At 35.0% G+C, this 16989-nt stretch carries 22 protein-coding genes; 12 read left to right on the top strand and 10 right to left on the bottom strand.

All coding sequences use genetic code 11. From position 1 onward, the window contains the following. Positions 1-734 precede the first annotated feature (734 nt). On the top strand, positions 735-1970 hold the full coding sequence (locus tag BAQ46_RS03430) for a dicarboxylate/amino acid:cation symporter (RefSeq protein WP_000814817.1): 1236 nt from the start codon (positions 735-737) through the stop codon (positions 1968-1970). A 22-nt stretch (positions 1971-1992) separates the two neighbouring features. On the opposite strand, the gene BAQ46_RS03425 is transcribed toward BAQ46_RS03430, so the two are convergent. Next, positions 1993-2148, bottom strand: a complete 156-nt coding sequence (locus BAQ46_RS03425) for a hypothetical protein (RefSeq protein WP_000184931.1) — start codon at positions 2146-2148, stop codon at positions 1993-1995. A gap of 137 nt (positions 2149-2285) precedes the next feature. Then, the gene (locus BAQ46_RS03420; protein ID WP_000081439.1) at positions 2286-2705 is read right to left on the bottom strand and encodes a MarR family winged helix-turn-helix transcriptional regulator; all 420 of its coding nucleotides are present in this window, start codon (positions 2703-2705) and stop codon (positions 2286-2288) included. A gap of 162 nt (positions 2706-2867) precedes the next feature. Between BAQ46_RS03420 and BAQ46_RS03415 the strand changes: the two genes are divergently transcribed. Beyond that, positions 2868-3299, top strand: coding sequence for a YrvL family regulatory protein (locus BAQ46_RS03415; protein WP_000503434.1), 432 nt, complete (start codon positions 2868-2870; stop codon positions 3297-3299). Positions 3300-3332: 33 nt separating this feature from the next. After that, positions 3333-3920: a thioredoxin family protein gene (locus BAQ46_RS03410; protein WP_001997033.1), complete on the top strand. Its 588-nt coding sequence runs from the start codon at positions 3333-3335 to the stop codon at positions 3918-3920. 31 nt (positions 3921-3951) lie between these two features. On the opposite strand, the gene uppP is transcribed toward BAQ46_RS03410, so the two are convergent. Next, on the bottom strand, positions 3952-4743 hold the full coding sequence (uppP, locus tag BAQ46_RS03405; protein ID WP_000796248.1) for a bacitracin resistance undecaprenyl-diphosphatase: 792 nt from the start codon (positions 4741-4743) through the stop codon (positions 3952-3954). A 187-nt stretch (positions 4744-4930) separates the two neighbouring features. Here uppP and BAQ46_RS03400 point away from each other — a divergent pair, with 187 nt between their 5' ends. From BAQ46_RS03400 to BAQ46_RS30565, 3 genes are all read left to right on the top strand, one after another. Then, positions 4931-6292 carry an MATE family efflux transporter gene (locus BAQ46_RS03400; protein WP_061131215.1) on the top strand — a complete coding sequence of 454 codons (1362 nt, stop codon included), beginning with the start codon at positions 4931-4933 and terminating at the stop codon, positions 6290-6292. A gap of 73 nt (positions 6293-6365) precedes the next feature. Next, positions 6366-6539, top strand: a complete 174-nt coding sequence (locus BAQ46_RS03395; RefSeq protein ID WP_000343560.1) for a hypothetical protein — start codon at positions 6366-6368, stop codon at positions 6537-6539. Between the two features lie 18 nt (positions 6540-6557). Then, positions 6558-6707: a hypothetical protein gene (locus BAQ46_RS30565; RefSeq protein ID WP_071741624.1), complete on the top strand. Its 150-nt coding sequence runs from the start codon at positions 6558-6560 to the stop codon at positions 6705-6707. Between the two features lie 63 nt (positions 6708-6770). On the opposite strand, the gene BAQ46_RS03385 is transcribed toward BAQ46_RS30565, so the two are convergent. Then, positions 6771-7289 carry a hypothetical protein gene (locus BAQ46_RS03385; RefSeq protein ID WP_061131214.1) on the bottom strand — a complete coding sequence of 173 codons (519 nt, stop codon included), beginning with the start codon at positions 7287-7289 and terminating at the stop codon, positions 6771-6773. 78 nt (positions 7290-7367) lie between these two features. On the opposite strand from BAQ46_RS03385, the gene BAQ46_RS03380 reads away from it, so the two are divergent. Next, the gene (locus BAQ46_RS03380) at positions 7368-8270 is read left to right on the top strand and encodes an aminoglycoside phosphotransferase family protein (protein ID WP_071741623.1); all 903 of its coding nucleotides are present in this window, start codon (positions 7368-7370) and stop codon (positions 8268-8270) included. A 2-nt stretch (positions 8271-8272) separates the two neighbouring features. On the opposite strand, the gene BAQ46_RS30560 is transcribed toward BAQ46_RS03380, so the two are convergent. From BAQ46_RS30560 to amaA, 5 genes are all read right to left on the bottom strand, one after another. Next, positions 8273-8434, bottom strand: coding sequence for a hypothetical protein (locus tag BAQ46_RS30560; RefSeq protein ID WP_000651089.1), 162 nt, complete (start codon positions 8432-8434; stop codon positions 8273-8275). Positions 8435-8532: 98 nt separating this feature from the next. Beyond that, positions 8533-9306, bottom strand: a complete 774-nt coding sequence (locus BAQ46_RS03370; RefSeq protein WP_071741622.1) for a hypothetical protein — start codon at positions 9304-9306, stop codon at positions 8533-8535. 24 nt (positions 9307-9330) lie between these two features. After that, on the bottom strand, positions 9331-9777 hold the full coding sequence (locus BAQ46_RS03365) for a flavodoxin (RefSeq protein ID WP_000041150.1): 447 nt from the start codon (positions 9775-9777) through the stop codon (positions 9331-9333). Then, positions 9770-9946: a hypothetical protein gene (locus BAQ46_RS30555; protein ID WP_000929014.1), complete on the bottom strand. Its 177-nt coding sequence runs from the start codon at positions 9944-9946 to the stop codon at positions 9770-9772. The genes BAQ46_RS03365 and BAQ46_RS30555 overlap by 8 nt, the downstream gene beginning before the upstream one ends. Before the next feature lie 225 nt (positions 9947-10171). After that, positions 10172-11341, bottom strand: a complete 1170-nt coding sequence (gene amaA / locus BAQ46_RS03355; protein WP_071741621.1) for an N-acyl-aliphatic-L-amino acid amidohydrolase — start codon at positions 11339-11341, stop codon at positions 10172-10174. 336 nt (positions 11342-11677) lie between these two features. On the opposite strand from amaA, the gene BAQ46_RS03350 reads away from it, so the two are divergent. The 5 genes from BAQ46_RS03350 (at position 11678) to dltD (ending at position 15994) form a co-directional block, all read left to right on the top strand. After that, positions 11678-11824, top strand: coding sequence for a teichoic acid D-Ala incorporation-associated protein DltX (locus tag BAQ46_RS03350; RefSeq protein ID WP_000440293.1), 147 nt, complete (start codon positions 11678-11680; stop codon positions 11822-11824). A gap of 12 nt (positions 11825-11836) precedes the next feature. Further along, positions 11837-13351 carry a D-alanine--poly(phosphoribitol) ligase subunit DltA gene (gene dltA, locus BAQ46_RS03345; protein ID WP_071741620.1) on the top strand — a complete coding sequence of 505 codons (1515 nt, stop codon included), beginning with the start codon at positions 11837-11839 and terminating at the stop codon, positions 13349-13351. Further along, complete coding sequence (gene dltB / locus BAQ46_RS03340; RefSeq protein ID WP_000127947.1) at positions 13348-14514, top strand: D-alanyl-lipoteichoic acid biosynthesis protein DltB; 1167 nt, start codon at positions 13348-13350, stop codon at positions 14512-14514. Before dltA ends, dltB begins: the two co-directional genes overlap by 4 nt. Before the next feature lie 68 nt (positions 14515-14582). Beyond that, on the top strand, positions 14583-14822 hold the full coding sequence (gene dltC, locus BAQ46_RS03335) for a D-alanine--poly(phosphoribitol) ligase subunit DltC (protein ID WP_000807310.1): 240 nt from the start codon (positions 14583-14585) through the stop codon (positions 14820-14822). After that, positions 14819-15994: a D-alanyl-lipoteichoic acid biosynthesis protein DltD gene (gene dltD / locus BAQ46_RS03330; RefSeq protein ID WP_071741619.1), complete on the top strand. Its 1176-nt coding sequence runs from the start codon at positions 14819-14821 to the stop codon at positions 15992-15994. The genes dltC and dltD overlap by 4 nt, the downstream gene beginning before the upstream one ends. Positions 15995-16011: 17 nt before the next feature. Here the strand turns inward: dltD and BAQ46_RS03325 are convergent. Then, a partial coding sequence (locus BAQ46_RS03325; RefSeq protein ID WP_071741618.1) for an NAD(P)H-dependent flavin oxidoreductase occupies positions 16012-16989 on the bottom strand: 978 nt, incomplete at its 5' end.

Here is a 16989-nt window from a genome sequence, read left to right as displayed (position 1 = left end):
GTCACATCTATCTTTTATAGTATATGTATCGGAGCTGTTCCTCCCTAATTTATAAGACATTCCCCAGTGTCTTTGAACAGCTTTCCATCCCTAATTAAATTGACATAAATTGTCCCCTTCCTTTGGCCATCATATGTGATGGTCTTATTTTTTGTCTTTTTATCTTCTATTTAAAACTCCCTCTCTCTTTCACTCTATGTTCACACCCCGGTCACATCTATCTTTTATAGTATATGTATCGAAGTTGTTCCTCCCTAATTTATAAGACATTCCCCAGTGTCTTGAACAACTTCCATCCCTAATTAAATTGACATAAATTTGTCCCCTTCCTTTGGCCATCCTGCGTGATGGTCTTATTTTTTGTCTTTCTATCTTCTATTTAAAACTCCCTCTCTCTTTCACTCTATGTTCACACCCCGGTCACATCTATCTTTTATAGTATATGTATCGAAGTTGTTCCTCCCTAATTTATAAGACATTCCCCAGTGTCTTGAACAACTTCCATCCCTAATTAAATTGACATAAATTGTCCCCTTCCCTAGACCATCCTATGTGATGGTCTATTTTGTTTTCTAAATAGTTTATTTAGCTTTTTCTGCTTACTTTAGTAAAAGCAATCTATATTTAAATAGATACTTTTTGTACGAAATATTCAGAAAATATTGTCAAAATAGGTAGTTTTTCGGTACAATTAATGTAGAAAGCTATTTTACAAAAAATAAGGGGGGATTTTATTGAAACAAACAAAGGCAATCTTAATTGCATTATTTCTCGGTTTAGTTGTCGGACTCACTTTAAATTTAGCTGCACCATCCATTTTTGAACCATTAAATCAATATGTGTTCAATCCACTTGGTCAATTGTTTATTCGCCTCATTAAAATGCTAGTTGTCCCTGTTGTATTCATTTCTATCGTACTTGGAGCTGCTGGTCTTGGAGATCCGAAGCAACTTGGAAGAATTGGTTTAAAATCAATTTCATTCTTTCTTGTAACTACAGCCGTTGCCATCTCTATTGCAGTTACATTTGCACTGATTATACAACCAGGATCTGGTGGTAATTTTAAAACCGAAGGGCTTAAATATGAAGGTGCAAAAACCGAAACATCTTTCGTCGATACATTGCTAAATATCGTACCAGATAATCCAGCAAAAGCGATGGCTGATGGAAACATGTTACAAATTATTGCCTTTGCCGTATTAATTGGACTTGGTATAGCTATTTTAGGAAAACGTGTCCAAGGTATTCATTCATTACTTGAACAGGGCAACGAATTAATGATGTATCTCGTTAATCTCGTTATGAAATTAGCTCCAATCGGAACATTTGGGTTGCTTGCTTCATCCGTCGGTAAAATGGGTCTTGCAGGCGTCGCTGCGATGTTCAAGTATATGATTGTCGTTATGCTAGTACTTATTATTCACGGTGTCTTCGTATATGGTGGCTTATTAAAAGTATTGGCAAAAGAAAGCATTGTCCGTTTCTTTAAACATTTCGGACCAGTAATGGCGATTGGATTTAGTACATCTAGCTCTAATGCATCTCTTCCATTTGCAATGAAAACCGCACAAGAGAAGCTTGGTGTTCCAAAAGCAATTAGCTCTTTTGTACAACCACTAGGTGCAACAATTAATATGGATGGTACTGCCATTATGCAAGGTGTAGCAACTGTATTTATCGCTCAAGTATACGGCGTTGAACTTACTATTTCCCAACTAGCTGTAGTCGTATTAACTGCTGTACTAGCTAGTATCGGCACTGCTGGTGTACCAGGTGTTGGGCTTGTAATGCTGACGATGGTTTTAAATCAAGTAAATCTACCGGTAGAAGGTATTGCCTTAATTATCGGTATTGACCGCATTCTAGATATGTCAAGAACAGCTGTAAATATTTCTGGTGATGCAATTTGCGCAATGATTGTCGCAAAATCAGAAGAAAAATATAATACAGATCAATCTGCCGCATCTTAAATCAAAAAAGGAGTGAAATGATTCACTCCTTTTTTGATTTACTTCCCTTTTTCGAACGATATTCTTTTCCTTTATTATCGTTACCAGTTTCAAATTCTGCACTAAACTCTTGTTGAAATTGCCCTGATTTCGGTGAGCCTTGATTTCCGCTCCCTTTACTACCATTTCGATTTGTCATATTTCTGCCCCCTTCCTTTATTAGTAGTATGTTACATATTTTCTTTTTTATAATCTTTTACATACGAAAAAAGACCTTCCTCATATAAGGAAAGTCTTCTTTTTTTGAAGTGTAAGCGTTTTCTTACTTATAATGACTTAAATAAGTTTTTTCGAAATAGATATCATTATATTCATTTCTTCTTCTGAGAGCGTAGAAAATCTTTCTTGCAAATATTGTTTTTTTGCACCTTCCATTTTTGCAACTAAATCTTTTCCTTGTTCAGTAATCTCCAAATATACAACTCGGCGATCTGACGTAGAACGTGAACGAGTTACAAAACCTTTATTAATTAATTTTTCTGTAACAGCTGTAATATGACTATTCGACACATTTAACTCATTCGCCACACGTGATACCATTTCTTTATTCGTACGATTCAATATTCTAAGGACGATGAACTCATTCCACGGTATGTAACCACCAAATATTTTTCCAATATCATTACGCAACGTGCGGAACATAGCAAAAACATTTGTCGATAGTTCTTCCATTAATTGCTCTCGATTTTGAGACAACTTTGACAGCCCCTTTTATTTCATTTGATTAAATAAAAACCTTATTAATAATTTTACATGAAATCTTACTTTTTGTCACCTTATTTTCCCATAATTCGTAGTTTTTTAATAGATATTTCATGATAAAATGAAGTTAAATTTCCAAAAAAAGGAGTTGGGATAGTGGGTGAAGAAGACAAATTTTCGAATTTCAATCTAAAAGATAAAACTTTGATCATTGGTTTTGTTATTCTGTTCCTCATTGTAATTTTTGCATTTATATTTTTTATATATGTAGGAATCTTTCATATTACTGGTGTAGAGTATCGATCGCGCACTGCCTTACTTCTATTTTTTTTATTAATTACTTTCTTAGATGGTATTATATTTTTCATCTTCGTTTTCTTCAAGGCACTGCTATATCCAATGACACAAAACATGCCAAATTGGCTTTCTATTACTCTTTTCGCAATCATTGAAATTACGCTAGATTGGTTCGTCATTCATACCGCTGACGATTGGATAGAGAGCGTGCAACTATCCAACATAGCTGAATTATGTGTCGTACTATTCTTTTTCCTATTAAGTAAATTATTAAGTGACAAGAAAGAGTAAGAATACAAGCTTTTCTATATAAAAATTGGTACAATGAAAACAAATCATACTAAAGAGGTGTTACTTATGAACTTACAAAAATGGGCTGATAAAGGTATGTCCTTTGATACATATGTGAATGAAATGAAAGTAAATCAATACGAGCTACTGCACATTTACAATAATTTTTTAATTCCAAATGAATTACTTCCTGTATTAGAAGAACGTCAAAATGATGGCTGGCGTGTTATCGTATTAACAGCTGATTGGTGTGGCGATGCTCTTTTATGCGTACCTGTTATGAAACGAATTTCTGAAGTTGCAAATATTGATATGTCATTATTAATTCGCGATGAAAACTTAGAATTAATGGATCAATATTTAACAAACGGAACAGCACGTGCGATTCCAATCTTTATTTTCATTGATAAAGATGGAAACGAACAAGCCGTTTGGGGACCACGTGCTCCAAAAGTACAAGAGTTAGTAACTTCAATGCGCGCTACATTGCCTGAAAAAGAAGATCCAACATTCGAAGAGAAACAAAAAGAAATGTACGCTAATTTCCGTGCCACATTAGCTGATGACACTTCTCTTTGGGAACATGTAATGGAAAGCATGATGGAAAAAGTAGTAAAATAAAAAAAAAACTGCCGAACTCGGCAGTTTTTTTTTACATAATGAAGAAATAGAATACCGCAGCTAAAATGAAACGGTAGTAAGCAAACGGTGTTAGTTTTACACGAGATAATAATTTTAAGAATGAAACAATTGCAAGCATTGCAACAACGAACGCCGTAATAAATCCTGTTGCAAATAGCGGTATATCAGCCGCACTTAATATATCCCAGCTTTTAATTAAATCTAAGCCACTTGCAGCTACCATCATTGGTACTGCTAAAATGAATGTATATTCAGCTGCCGCTGTATGTGACACGCGAGCTAATAAACCACCACTTATTGTAGAACCAGAACGAGAAAATCCTGGCCAAAGTGCTAAACATTGGAACATTCCGATTGTAAATGCTTGCTTATATGTGATTTCATCTAATGTTCTTGCTGTACTTGGTTTTGAAAACTTCTCAGCAACAATCATTAAAATACCACCAGCCACTAAGCTAATGACAACTGGGCCTGGCCCAAATAAAACTTCTTTAATCGCACTATGGAACAATACGCCAAGTACGCCGGCAGGAATCATTCCGATAATAATATGTAATAAATTTAACGATGGTCCGTCTGTTACTTTCCCTATACCTACTAAAGACCATAGACGCTTCCAAAATATAACTACAACTGCTAAAATCGATCCCAATTGAATAACAACTTCGAAAACTTTCGCTCTCTCATCGTCAAATCCAAGTAAATGACCTGTTAAAATCATATGCCCTGTTGATGAAACTGGTAAAAACTCTGTTAAACCTTCAACAGCACCCATGATTATTCCAATTAACCAATCAGCCACGAGTAGTGCCTCCTTAATAACTAATAATATGTAATTTTTTCATACCTTACCATAATACCTTATCCCCTTTCAAAGTGCATCCTTTTTTATAGTCAAACCGTAGTTTTAATAAGCTTATTCCTTTTCTATTTTTTGATTAAATTGTATGATAGTAAGAGTTTTCTTTTTTACGTAGAAAGGGGATTTTATGAAAGAAACTAGTACATTCTCACAAAAATTAAAGCAATTTGTATTACTATTTTTCCCGATTTTTGTTACGCAAATGTCATTATTTGCAATGAGCTTTTTTGATACAACAATGTCAGGACATGCAAGCCCTATTGATTTAGCAGGGGTTGCTATCGGAACGAGTATATGGATTCCAGTTAGTACGGGATTAACAGGTATTTTGATGGCTACAACTCCAATTGTTGCGCAACTCGTTGGATCCAAGAAAAAAGAAGATGTTCCCCAAGTCATCATACAAGCAGTCTATTTAGCAATTTGCGCTAGCTTCGTCGTTATGCTTATTGGATTTTTCGCTGTTACACCCATTTTAAATGGCATGCGATTAGAAGAACCGGTAGAACGTATTGCAGCACAATTTTTAAGTATTATTGCAATGGGAATTATTCCTTTATTTACTTACACTGTTTTACGTGGATTTATTGATGCATTAGGAAAAACTCGCACAACGATGATTATTACGTTACTATCATTACCTATTAACGTAATATTAAATTATGTATTAATTTTTGGGCATTTCGGTTTTCCAAAACTCGGTGGTGTCGGAGCAGCAATTGCTTCTACAGCAACCTATTGGTGCATTTTAATTATTACCGTTATGATTATTCGTACGAGAGAGCCTTTTGCATCTTTCCATATTTTTAAACAGTTATATCGCCCTTCTCTTTCTAGTTGGAAAGAGTTCTTAAAACTTGGCGTCCCTATCGGATTTGCTATCTTTTTTGAAACGAGTATTTTCGCTGCAGTAACACTTATGATGAGTAATTTTAGTACGACAACAATCGCAGCTCATCAAGCAGCTATGAACTTCGCTTCCTTGCTATATATGACTCCTTTAAGTTTAGCAATGGCCATGACCATCTCTGTTGGATTTGAAGTTGGAGCGAAACGATATAATAATGCAAAACAATATGGATTTATCGGGATTGGCTTAGCACTTGCATTCGCCCTATTATATTCCATTCTTCTTTACTTCTTTGATGATGAAATTGCTTCTATTTATACGACAGATATACAAGTTCATCATTTAGCAAAAGAATTTCTTATATTTGCGATTTTATTTCAAATCTCAGATGCAATTGCAACTCCTGTACAAGGGGCACTACGTGGTTATAAAGATGTAAATGTCGCCTTAATTATGACATTAATCGCCTATTGGGTAATTGGTCTCCCTCTCGGTTACATATTAGCAACCTATACTGATTGGGCAGCAAAAGGATATTGGATCGGTCTTATTATCGGTCTAGCATTTGGAGCAACCTTCCTCCTTATCCGTCTCTTTCAAGTTCAGAGAAAATATACAACGCAAAACAGCCGCTCATAATATAGCGGTTGTTTTCTTTATGCATATTTTTTCTTGTAACGTATAATATAATGAAAAAGAAAGGTGGATACATATGGACGAAAAAGAAAAAAAGCAATCATTCGACGAAGAATTCGCCCCTGAAATTTCACCTGGATATCGGCAAGATGTACATAAACAACCTAAATATAAAAACACTTCGTTTTTAATGGGGATTACCATTTTTGCCGCTGTATTGCTTGTGCTTATCATTTTCGTTTATTTTTGATGGAAGGTGATTTATTATATGAAGAAACAAAATTCCAATCGTTCAAAAAGAACTGTAAAAACACAAAAAGGGTATGCAGGTGATTCTGTTCTTACTCAGAAACAAGTCGAGCAAGGAAATTTATATATTGCTCAAAAAGAACTTGGTCAACAAAATGAAAATCTTTAAAATCCCTCAAAGAACTGGGGGATTTTTTATTCCGCTATTTATGGTACTGGTTCATATTTCTCTTTATTGTACGTACTGTTTTTGTTCTAACACCTTTAATGCATGATTAACCTTTACAATTTTCATTTCATAATTCAATTTCATTTCGCTTCTCTTACCATTTTCAGTACCCGCCACGTACGCTACAGTTTGATAGAGAAAACTTCCATCCGTCACTTCACGTATCTCCTCGTTTATAAATTTATACTCTAAATCCTGAAAACGATTTGGATAATAATTTTTCATTAATTGTTCATACCCTCTATTTAAAAATAGTTCTTCACCTTTTCGTTTCACATCTTCTTTATTAGTAAACTCAAAAACTGATAGTTGCTCGGTCACAAAATGTTCTCCTACCTTTTTCATTTCATTATGAGTTAAAGTTTCTATACCTTTGTTTTTTAATTCCTTATTTAATCCGTACTGATCAATCGGTTTATAGCCCGCAAAAACCTCTTCTTTATATGACCAAAACAATCCAAAAACGATACAGAGAGAAGTGATTAATAGTCTTTTCTTTATAACACTCCCGCCCCTCTTCATAATGATAATTATATTTTAACATATAGAAAGAAAATTCTGATATCATAAAGTGGAATAACTTAGAAACGAGGAACAATTATGGACTCTTACAAACAATATATAAAAGAAGCTTTGCCTAATCTTTCTATACATTCCTATAAACAAAATGAAGAAGGATGGGATAATGTAGCGATTATAGTAAATGATGAGCTACTGTTTCGTTTCCCGCGAAAACAGGAATATGCAATGCGAATTCCGTTAGAAAAAGAACTGTGCACAATTCTCACTCAATCACTACAAGAAATCGAAGTTCCACAATATCACCTAATTTATACAAATGAATCTGATGAGGTTCCTCTTTGTAGCTACTATACTCTCATTCATGGTGAACCATTAAAAACAGAAATAGTTGCGAACTTAGATGAAAAAGAACGAAAAATAATTATTACACAATTAGCTACTTTCCTTGCGGCTCTACATAGCATTCCTCTAAAAAGTGTTACAGCGTTAGGGTTCCCTACCGAAAAAACACTTACCTACTGGAAAGAGCTACAAACTAAATTAAATGAGTATGTTACTAACAGTCTAACTTCGTTCCAGAAATCAACCTTAAACCGTTTATTCGAGAATTTCTTTGCCTGTCTAGCTACATCCAAATTTCAAAATACAATCATTCACGCTGATTTTACACATCATCACATTTTATTTGATAAACAAAATAAAACCATTTCAGGAATCATTGATTTTGGTGATGCTCAAATTGGAGATCCTGCCTTTGACTTTGCTGGGCTATATGATGATTTCGGACATGAATTTACTACATCAGTATATGAACAATACTGTACACTTACTTCACACCATGATCCATTACTCACTCACCGTATCACAAATTTTTATCAATACAGTCCTTTACTACATAATATAATTTATAACCTTGAAACAAAGAATGAACTTGAATTTTTAGCTGGTATAGAACAACTGAAAGCAATACTACAGGGATGAGATTACATTCTCTCCCTATATTCTCTCTCCTCATATAACATTAACTTTTTATCCATTTCAACAATGACTTTATACAGTTGAAATGCCTGTAAAATTTGCAGTTGAATTCCAAAAGGGGCATTCTGTTCTTTTAACCATTGAAATACTTTCGTTTCATCTTTCATTGATTATTCCTCCCTTTATTAAAATCTGCTACAAATATACGATACATGATGAAAAGCTTTTCATGTCAACAACAAAAAAGGATGCAAATTTGCATCCTTTAATGTACGATATTTTTCTTCTGTTTCGCTTCTTTCTTTACTTCTTCCCCTTGGCATTCACTACGAAATGCACAACTTATACACTCAGAACGAAAATGACGCTCTGTATAATGCTCAGGTTGCTGTAACATTTCTTTCATTCTAGATAAATGAGCCATTCCAGTTATAATATCTTCCTGTTTCGGAGTGTAGTCATACTTAGTTCCTTCTATTAAATTAATAACTTCAATTTTCCCTGGAAGAATGCCGAAAGCTTTATAACTAAATACTGTCATTAGCTTTTGACAAAGAGCAAGCATTTCCTCATCCGCATCGACAACATACTTTTTAATTACAAACGACTCAGTACTCCACTCACCAACTTCTAATGTCAATGACATGTGGACATCTAACTCTTCCATATATGTTTGAAATTTTTCATATAAAAATAACGGTGGTGTCTGACTATCATCTCTTTCAACAAACTGTAATAAGTGATCCGTTAGCTTCGCTAACACAATGTAATACTCCATCTTCGAAGCAAACATATTAACTCTTACTTTTTTCCAATACTTTTCTATTAATATTAAAAGTACAATTTTCGTTTGTTGGCCTGCCGGTAATGTGTAATATTCGTTAATAATTCGATTCACAATCATTTGTGCGATTTGTTGCCATTCAAACGAAGAAGGTTCTCTTCTTTTGATATGACGAAAATAAAATTTATGTGGACAACGCATAAAATCATACAAATGATAATCTGTCATCGTTTTAATTGCGATTTTCTCATGCACTTGCTCTTCATCTCCCTTCTGCCATTAAGAAAGGTGTTTTACAAATTCAGCTCCAAACTGTAAACATTTTTCTACATCTTCATCTTCTGGCGTTAATTCTACTTTTAATCCTTCTAACACAACTTCTGCCCCGCGTTCTTTTAGCTTTTCTATTAAAATGTCAACTGCCACGCCATATTTTGGATAAGCCGAATCACATGATCCGAATACTGCCGCTTTTTTCCCAGTTAAATCAATAGAATCCATTGCGTCATAAAAATCTAAGAAATCATCCGGAAGGTCACCATCTCCCCAAGTGTATGCACCTAAAATAATTCCATCATACTGTTCTAATATAGAAGCTTCTGGTGAATCCATAATATCAATCACTTCAATTTCATTTTCAGTTTCACGAATCACGCCGGCAATATGATCAGCCATTTCCTCTGTATTTCCACTCATACTTGCAAAAATCATTACTAACTTACTCAACTGAACCTCTCCCCTTACTTTGTATCTCTTTTTCTGTTTGAATGCTCTTCTTCTCATCTACATATTCAGAACGAATTACATTTCGTTGCCATTCCATATGCTGATCAACTTCTTTAGTTTTATCTTTTAATCCCCTCCGTAGAAGGTGAAATTTTTTTCTCATTAACATGTCGCATCCATCCTATTGATAATAATTATCAATTTCAACTATTTTTAGATTAATTGATATTGATTATCACTGTCAACAACTTTTTTTTAAAAATGATTAAAATGTACAAGCTTGTCCGTTAGCTATTCATATACTATAAATGAGCATAGTTCTTTCTCAGCCCTCTCTGACGGAAAGAAATAAAAGCAACTGCGATAGAGCGCAGTTGCCTTTTTTTATACTTTTCTATGATTTCAGTAACCTCATCGTTGTTTCTAAAAATAATTCCACTCCATAAATGAGAGCTGATTCATCTACATCAAATTTTGGATGATGATGAGGATAGCAAGTATCTATCTTTTCACTCCCCGTCCCCAATTTAATGAAGCAACCCGGTGCTTTTCTTAAATATGCTGAAAAATCTTCTCCTCCCATAGAAGGTTCAAGCTTCACAACACGCTCATTTCCAAACAAATGTAGTGCACTTTCCTCTACTACTTTCGTAATATATTCATCATTAATAACCGGATCATATCCATATCGATACGAATATGTATACGACCCTCCATGTGCTTCTGTAATTCCTTTCACGATTTTCTCAATTTTCTCTTCTGCTTCCAACCTTAATGCTTGATTAAATGAACGAACAGTGCCCATTAAAGTTGCTGCACTAGGAATAATATTATCAGCCATTCCCCCATGAAACTGCGTAACTGAAACGACTCTTTGCATAAAAGCACTTGTATTTCTTGATACAATATGTTGTAGATTTGTAATAATCTGCGCTCCGATAGCAATAGGATCTATCGTTTCCTCCGGCCTCGCCGCATGTCCCCCTTTCCCTTGAATTTCAACTGTAAATACGTCTGGTGCCGCCATCATCGGCCCATACGCAATGCCTATCTTTCCGCTCTCAAGTCCTGACATAACATGTAAACCTATTACATAATCAACACCGTCCATTACACCTGCCTCAACCATTTCTTGTCCCCCGCCGGGATATACCTCTTCTGCGTGCTGAAAAAATAGACGAATCTCTCCTGCAAAATCTTCCTTTATATTTGACAGTACTTCTGCTGTCCCCAACAAAATAGCTGCGTGAGCATCATGTCCACATGCATGCATCATTCCTTTATTCACAGACGTATAAGATTTACTCGTCTCCTCTTGAATTGGCAGAGCATCTATATCAGCTCGAATCGCAACTACTTTCCCTTGTTCCGTTCCTCTTTTAATTGCTAGTACACTATACTTCGTCGGTCTCGTTACTTCAAAAGAAGAAAATGTGCATAATGTATCATATATAAATTGTGAAGTTTCTTTTTCATGAAACGATAATTCTGGATACTTATGGAAATATCTTCTCCATTTCACGATATTTTCTTCCGAAATTAGATTCTTCCACACTCTATCCATGATAATTTCCTCCTTTTTAAAAGGGCTAGAAATGTAAAAGTTTACTTTGTCTCGAATGACTCATAAGCACAAATACTATATTTTACGTATTCTTCTAGTCCACTTTTATGTATTCACACAATCCACTTCCCATTTACATATCAAATCCATTACAAATTGATGCTGAATGTAATATAATTGCTAAGTTAGGGATTTTCTTTTTTAGTATTTAGTGCTAATATCAGAAAAGAGCCTTTTGACTTATTTTTACCTAAAATGTGGAATTTTGTTTTTTTCACAATAATGTAGGACATGATACCTACAAAGAGCTATTATTTCATTAAGAGAGGGAAAGACATGGAAAGATTAAAAGAGATATGGTCTCGACCACTCACACAATGGGTTGCAAAGACGGTTTATTACCTTGCAATTTTATTTGCATTACTTTGGTTGTATGGATTCCATGATACAAACACAAGTACATTTATTTACAATGAATTCTAGGGTGGGAACGTTATGAAGTTATTAGAACAAATTGAAAAGTGGGCTATTGAAACGCCTGATCAAACTGCTTTTGTTTGGCGAGATGCGAAAATTACGTACAAACAATTAAAGGAAGATTCCGATGCGTTAGCACATTGGATTTCTTCTGAGTATCCAGATGATCGTTCACCAATTATGGTGTATGGCCATATGCAACCTGAAATGATTATTAACTTTTTAGGATGTGTAAAAGCTGGACATGCTTATATTCCTGTAGATTTATCTATCCCAGCTGATCGTGTACAACGTATCGCTGAAAATTCTGGTGCGAAACTACTTTTATCAGGAACTGAAGTAACTGTAACTGATTTACCAGTTCGCATTGTAAGTGAGGACAACTTAAAAGATATTTTCTTTACTCATAAAGGGAAAACTCCAAATCCTGAACATGCGGTAACAGGTGATGAAAACTTCTACATTATTTACACATCAGGAAGCACAGGTAATCCGAAAGGGGTTCAGATTACTTATAACTGCCTTGTAAGTTTTACAAAATGGGCTGTAGAAGATTTCAACTTACAAACGGGGCAAGTATTCTTAAACCAAGCACCTTTCTCATTTGATTTATCTGTCATGGATATTTACCCATCATTAGTAACAGGTGGTACACTTTGGGCAATTGATAAAGATATGATTGCACGTCCAAAAGACTTGTTTGCTTCTTTAGAGCAATCGGATATACAAGTATGGACTTCCACACCATCTTTCGCAGAAATGTGTTTAATGGAAGCATCTTTCTCTGAGAGTATGCTACCAAACATGAAAACATTCTTATTCTGCGGTGAAGTGTTACCAAATGAAGTAGCTAGAAAATTAATTGAGCGTTTCCCAAAAGCAACAATTATGAATACGTACGGTCCAACTGAAGCTACTGTCGCTGTAACAGGTATTCACGTTACAGAAGAAGTGCTTAATCAATACAAATCACTTCCAGTTGGCTACTGTAAATCAGACTGCCGCCTTCTTATTATGAAAGAAGATGGTACGATTGCGCCTGATGGTGAAAAAGGTGAAATCGTAATTGTTGGTCCAAGCGTAAGCGTTGGATATTTAGGAAGCCCTGAATTAACAGAAAAAGCATTTACTATGATTGACGGTGAGCGCGCCTATAAAACAGGCGATGCTGGCTATGTTGAAAATGGTCTTCTATTCTATAATGGTCGTCTTGATTTCCAAATTAAGCTGCATGGTTATCGAATGGAATTAGAAGAAATTGAGCATCACCTTCGTGCGTGTTCTTACGTAGAAGGAGCAGTTATCGTTCCAATTAAAAAAGGTGAGAAATACGATTATTTATTAGCGGTTGTTGTTCCTGGAGAACATTCATTTGAAAAAGAATTCAAATTAACATCTGCAATCAAAAAAGAACTCAATGAGCGATTACCAAACTACATGATTCCACGTAAATTCATGTATCAATCTTCTATTCCAATGACACCAAATGGAAAGGTAGATCGCAAAAAATTATTGAGTGAGGTTACAGCATGACCGCATATGGATCATTTTATTTTTTCGCTATAGTGGGCATTTTGTTAATACCTACTATCATAGCTGGATTAAAAGGTAAAATGTTGCGTAAATATAATGCCGTTTTAACATTAGTCATGCTTGCTATTATCTTCTCAGATAAACCGAAGCAAGCGATTATGTTAGCCGCATTTATTATTTGGCAATATGCCCTAATTAAAGGCTATTTACTTTTAAGAAAACAAAATAATAGTACATTCACGTTTTGTATAGCTGTTATTTTATCAATTTTGCCACTTATTTTGGCAAAAATCGCACCATTTGCACCTGACCTAAAGTTTATTGTATTTTTAGGTATGTCTTATGTAACATTTAGGGCAGTACAAATGGTATTTGAAGTTCGTGATGGTTTAATTAAAGAACTATCCTTCTTTAATTTTTGGGAATTCGTTTTATTCTTCCCAGCAATTTCAACAGGACCTATCGATCGTTACCGTAGATTCCAAAAAGATATTCAAAAGCCACCTAGTGCAGAAGAATATCAAAATTTACTATATACTGGATTAAACCGTATTTTCCAAGGTTTCTTGTATAAATTTATTATCGCTTACTTAATAAAGCAATATTTTATGGATCCGGCATTTGCACAGCAAGATACAATCCTATCCAATATGATTTACATGTATAGCTATAGCTTATATTTATTCTTCGACTTTGCTGGTTATAGCTCATTTGTAATTGGTGTGAGTTATATGATGGGTATTAAAACGCCAGAAAACTTTAATAAACCGTTCATTAGTCGTAATATTAAAGACTTCTGGAACCGCTGGCACATGAGTTTATCATTCTGGTTCCGTGATTTTATTTACATGCGTTTCGTCTTTTTTGCAACGAAGAAAAAGTTAATTAAGAACCGTTACACTATTTCGTATATCGGGGCGTTTTTAAACTTCTTCATTATGGGAATTTGGCATATTACTGGTGAGCATGTGTATCAATACATTATTTATGGTCTTTATCATGCCGCACTGTTTATTCTATTCGATATTTTCGAACGAAAAAACAAAAAGCATAAGTTTTGGCCAAACAACAAATTTACACACGTCCTTGCGATCGTAATTACGTTCCACGTTGTATGTTTCGGTTTCCTAATTTTCTCTGGACACCTTAACAGATACTTTTAATGCACCCTTCTTATACCATTAAGAAGTTGCACATATAATATATTTCGGATATAAAGGAGATTTTAAAAATGGCAGAATTTAAAGAGCAAGTATTAGATATTTTAGAAGAAGTATGTGAAAACGATATTGTAAAAGAAAACTTAGATGTTCAATTATTTGAAGAAGGTATTCTTGATTCTTTCGCTGTAGTATCTTTATTAGTTGAATTCCAAGAGCGTTTAGATATTGAAGTTTCTATTTCTGATTTTGATCGTGACGAGTGGGCTACTCCAAACATGGTTATTAAGAAGTTGGAAGAAATCCGATGAACAAAGCAAAATTTGGTCCGATGCTTTTAGCATTGGCCCTTTTTTCTGTATTCCTACTTATTCCGACGCGCTTTCTACTCCCGCTTTTAAGTGACGAAAAAGTAGAACAAGCTGCAACTTCTTTAAAAGAAGAAAAGATTCAAAGTATGATTTTACAGCAAAAGATGTTAGCAGACTCGAAATACCTTCCGATGTATGGTTCATCGGAATTCGCACGTATGGATGCTTACCATCCATCAAATTATTTCAAAGTAAAGCCTGAAGGATTCACACCATTCCTACTTGGACGTGGCGGAACACAAGACCTTGTACATGTATTAAACTTTGCATCTACGATGGATCAATTGAAGGATAAGAAAATGGTATTCGTTCTTTCTCCGCAATGGTTTGTGCCACAAGGTATTGATGAAACACACTTTGCACCTAACTTTTCAAAGCAACAAGGTTACCACTTCATTTTCAACGATGATGTAAAACCTGAAATGAAAAAGCAAATTGCAAAGCGTTTATTAAACTTTGAGATCGTTAAGAAAGAAACTTTATTAAAAATTTCGCTTGAAGGTATCGTTTACGATGATACAAAGCATAAAGTAAAAGCACTTGCTGCTAAACCTTTCGCTTATATTTATCGTAACATTTTAGATCGTAAAGATTTATTTACAGCTATGTTTAATATTAAACCGCATAAAGAAAAACTTGACCCTTCATTAAAACAAATGAGCTGGGAAGAGGCTCGTAAACATGCAGATCAAACAGGTGCAGCAGAATCTGGATCTAACAATTACGGTATTGAAGATGGTTACTTCAACAGCAAAATCAAGAAGAAATTAAAGCAACGTGAAGGCTACTTAAAAAATGATGCTTATGATCAATCGCCAGAATATGAAGATTTACAAATTGCACTTGATTTATTAAAACAATCTGGTGCAAAACCACTCTTCATTTCTGTTCCTGTAAAAGGTCCTTGGTACGATTACGCTGGCTTCCCGAAAGAACGCCGAGAATTGTACTATAAGAAAGTTCATGAGCAAATTGAGAAAGCTGGCTATCCAATTGCCGACTTCTCAAATCATGAGTATGATAAATACTTCTTAAAAGATCATATGCACTTAGGTTGGAAAGGCTGGGTTTATATTGATGAAGCCATCCAACAATTTTATAAAGCAAACTAAAGAAAAGACCGCTTGAATTATTCAAGTGGTCTTTTTCTATATACATTTTGCAATTGTTCAATTACATTATCTGCTTCTTTCATCACTCTCTCCACTACATGCTGAGCTGATTCTATTCGTGCTAATGATGACGCTTGTCCTGCCCAAAGTGACATATATTCTCCATTATTTTGCTTTGCTGCTTGTTGGCGTATTTTAGAGGTTAATACATTTTGCACCGGATACATCGGAAGGTCTTCTTCTTTCCCTTCATGCTTCTCTATAAATTCATTACGAATACCTCGTGCATATTTCCCGGAAAACGCACGAGTCACAGTTGTACTCGTATCTGTACTACGTAAAACCGCTTTTTTATACACGTCATGCGTAATACTTTCTTCACTCGTTAAAAAGGCTGATCCCATTTGAACAGCTTCTGCTCCCAGTGTAAATGCAGCAACAAGCCCTTGCCCGTTCATTACACCACCTGCTGCAACAATCGGGATATGCGGAACTGCTGCTACTAGCTGCGGAATTAATGCAAACGTACCAATCATAGCGTCCTGTTCTTTCCCGATAAACGTTCCTCTATGCCCTCCTGCCTCGCTACCTTGACCGACAATAATGTCTACTCCTAATTCAGCAAGCACTTTCGCCTCTGCCACATGAGTAGCTGTGCCGATGACTTTTATTCCACTTCTTTTCAAATCATTTATCTCTTCTTTTTCTAACGTTTGAAACGCAAAGCTAACGACTGGTACTTTTTCTTCTACTAACACTTGTAATTGTTCTTTATAACTTTTTGGAAGCTTTACCTGCTCTTCTTCCTCTATACCGAATTCTCTATTCACTCCGCTAAGTAATCTCTTTGCCAAGTTTATCTTCTCTTCTTCTATCTGTATCTCTTTTGTTAAAAGTAAATTAACACCGAAGGGCTTATCTGTTAGCTCCCTTATTGTATAAATTGCTTCACGAATTTGTTCTGGGCTCATATAGCCTGCTCCAAGCGTTCCTAA

The organism is Bacillus paranthracis, assembly GCF_001883995.1.
Lineage (GTDB): Bacteria > Bacillota > Bacilli > Bacillales > Bacillaceae_G > Bacillus_A > Bacillus_A paranthracis.
This window is presented reverse-complemented; position numbering and strand designations above follow the sequence as displayed.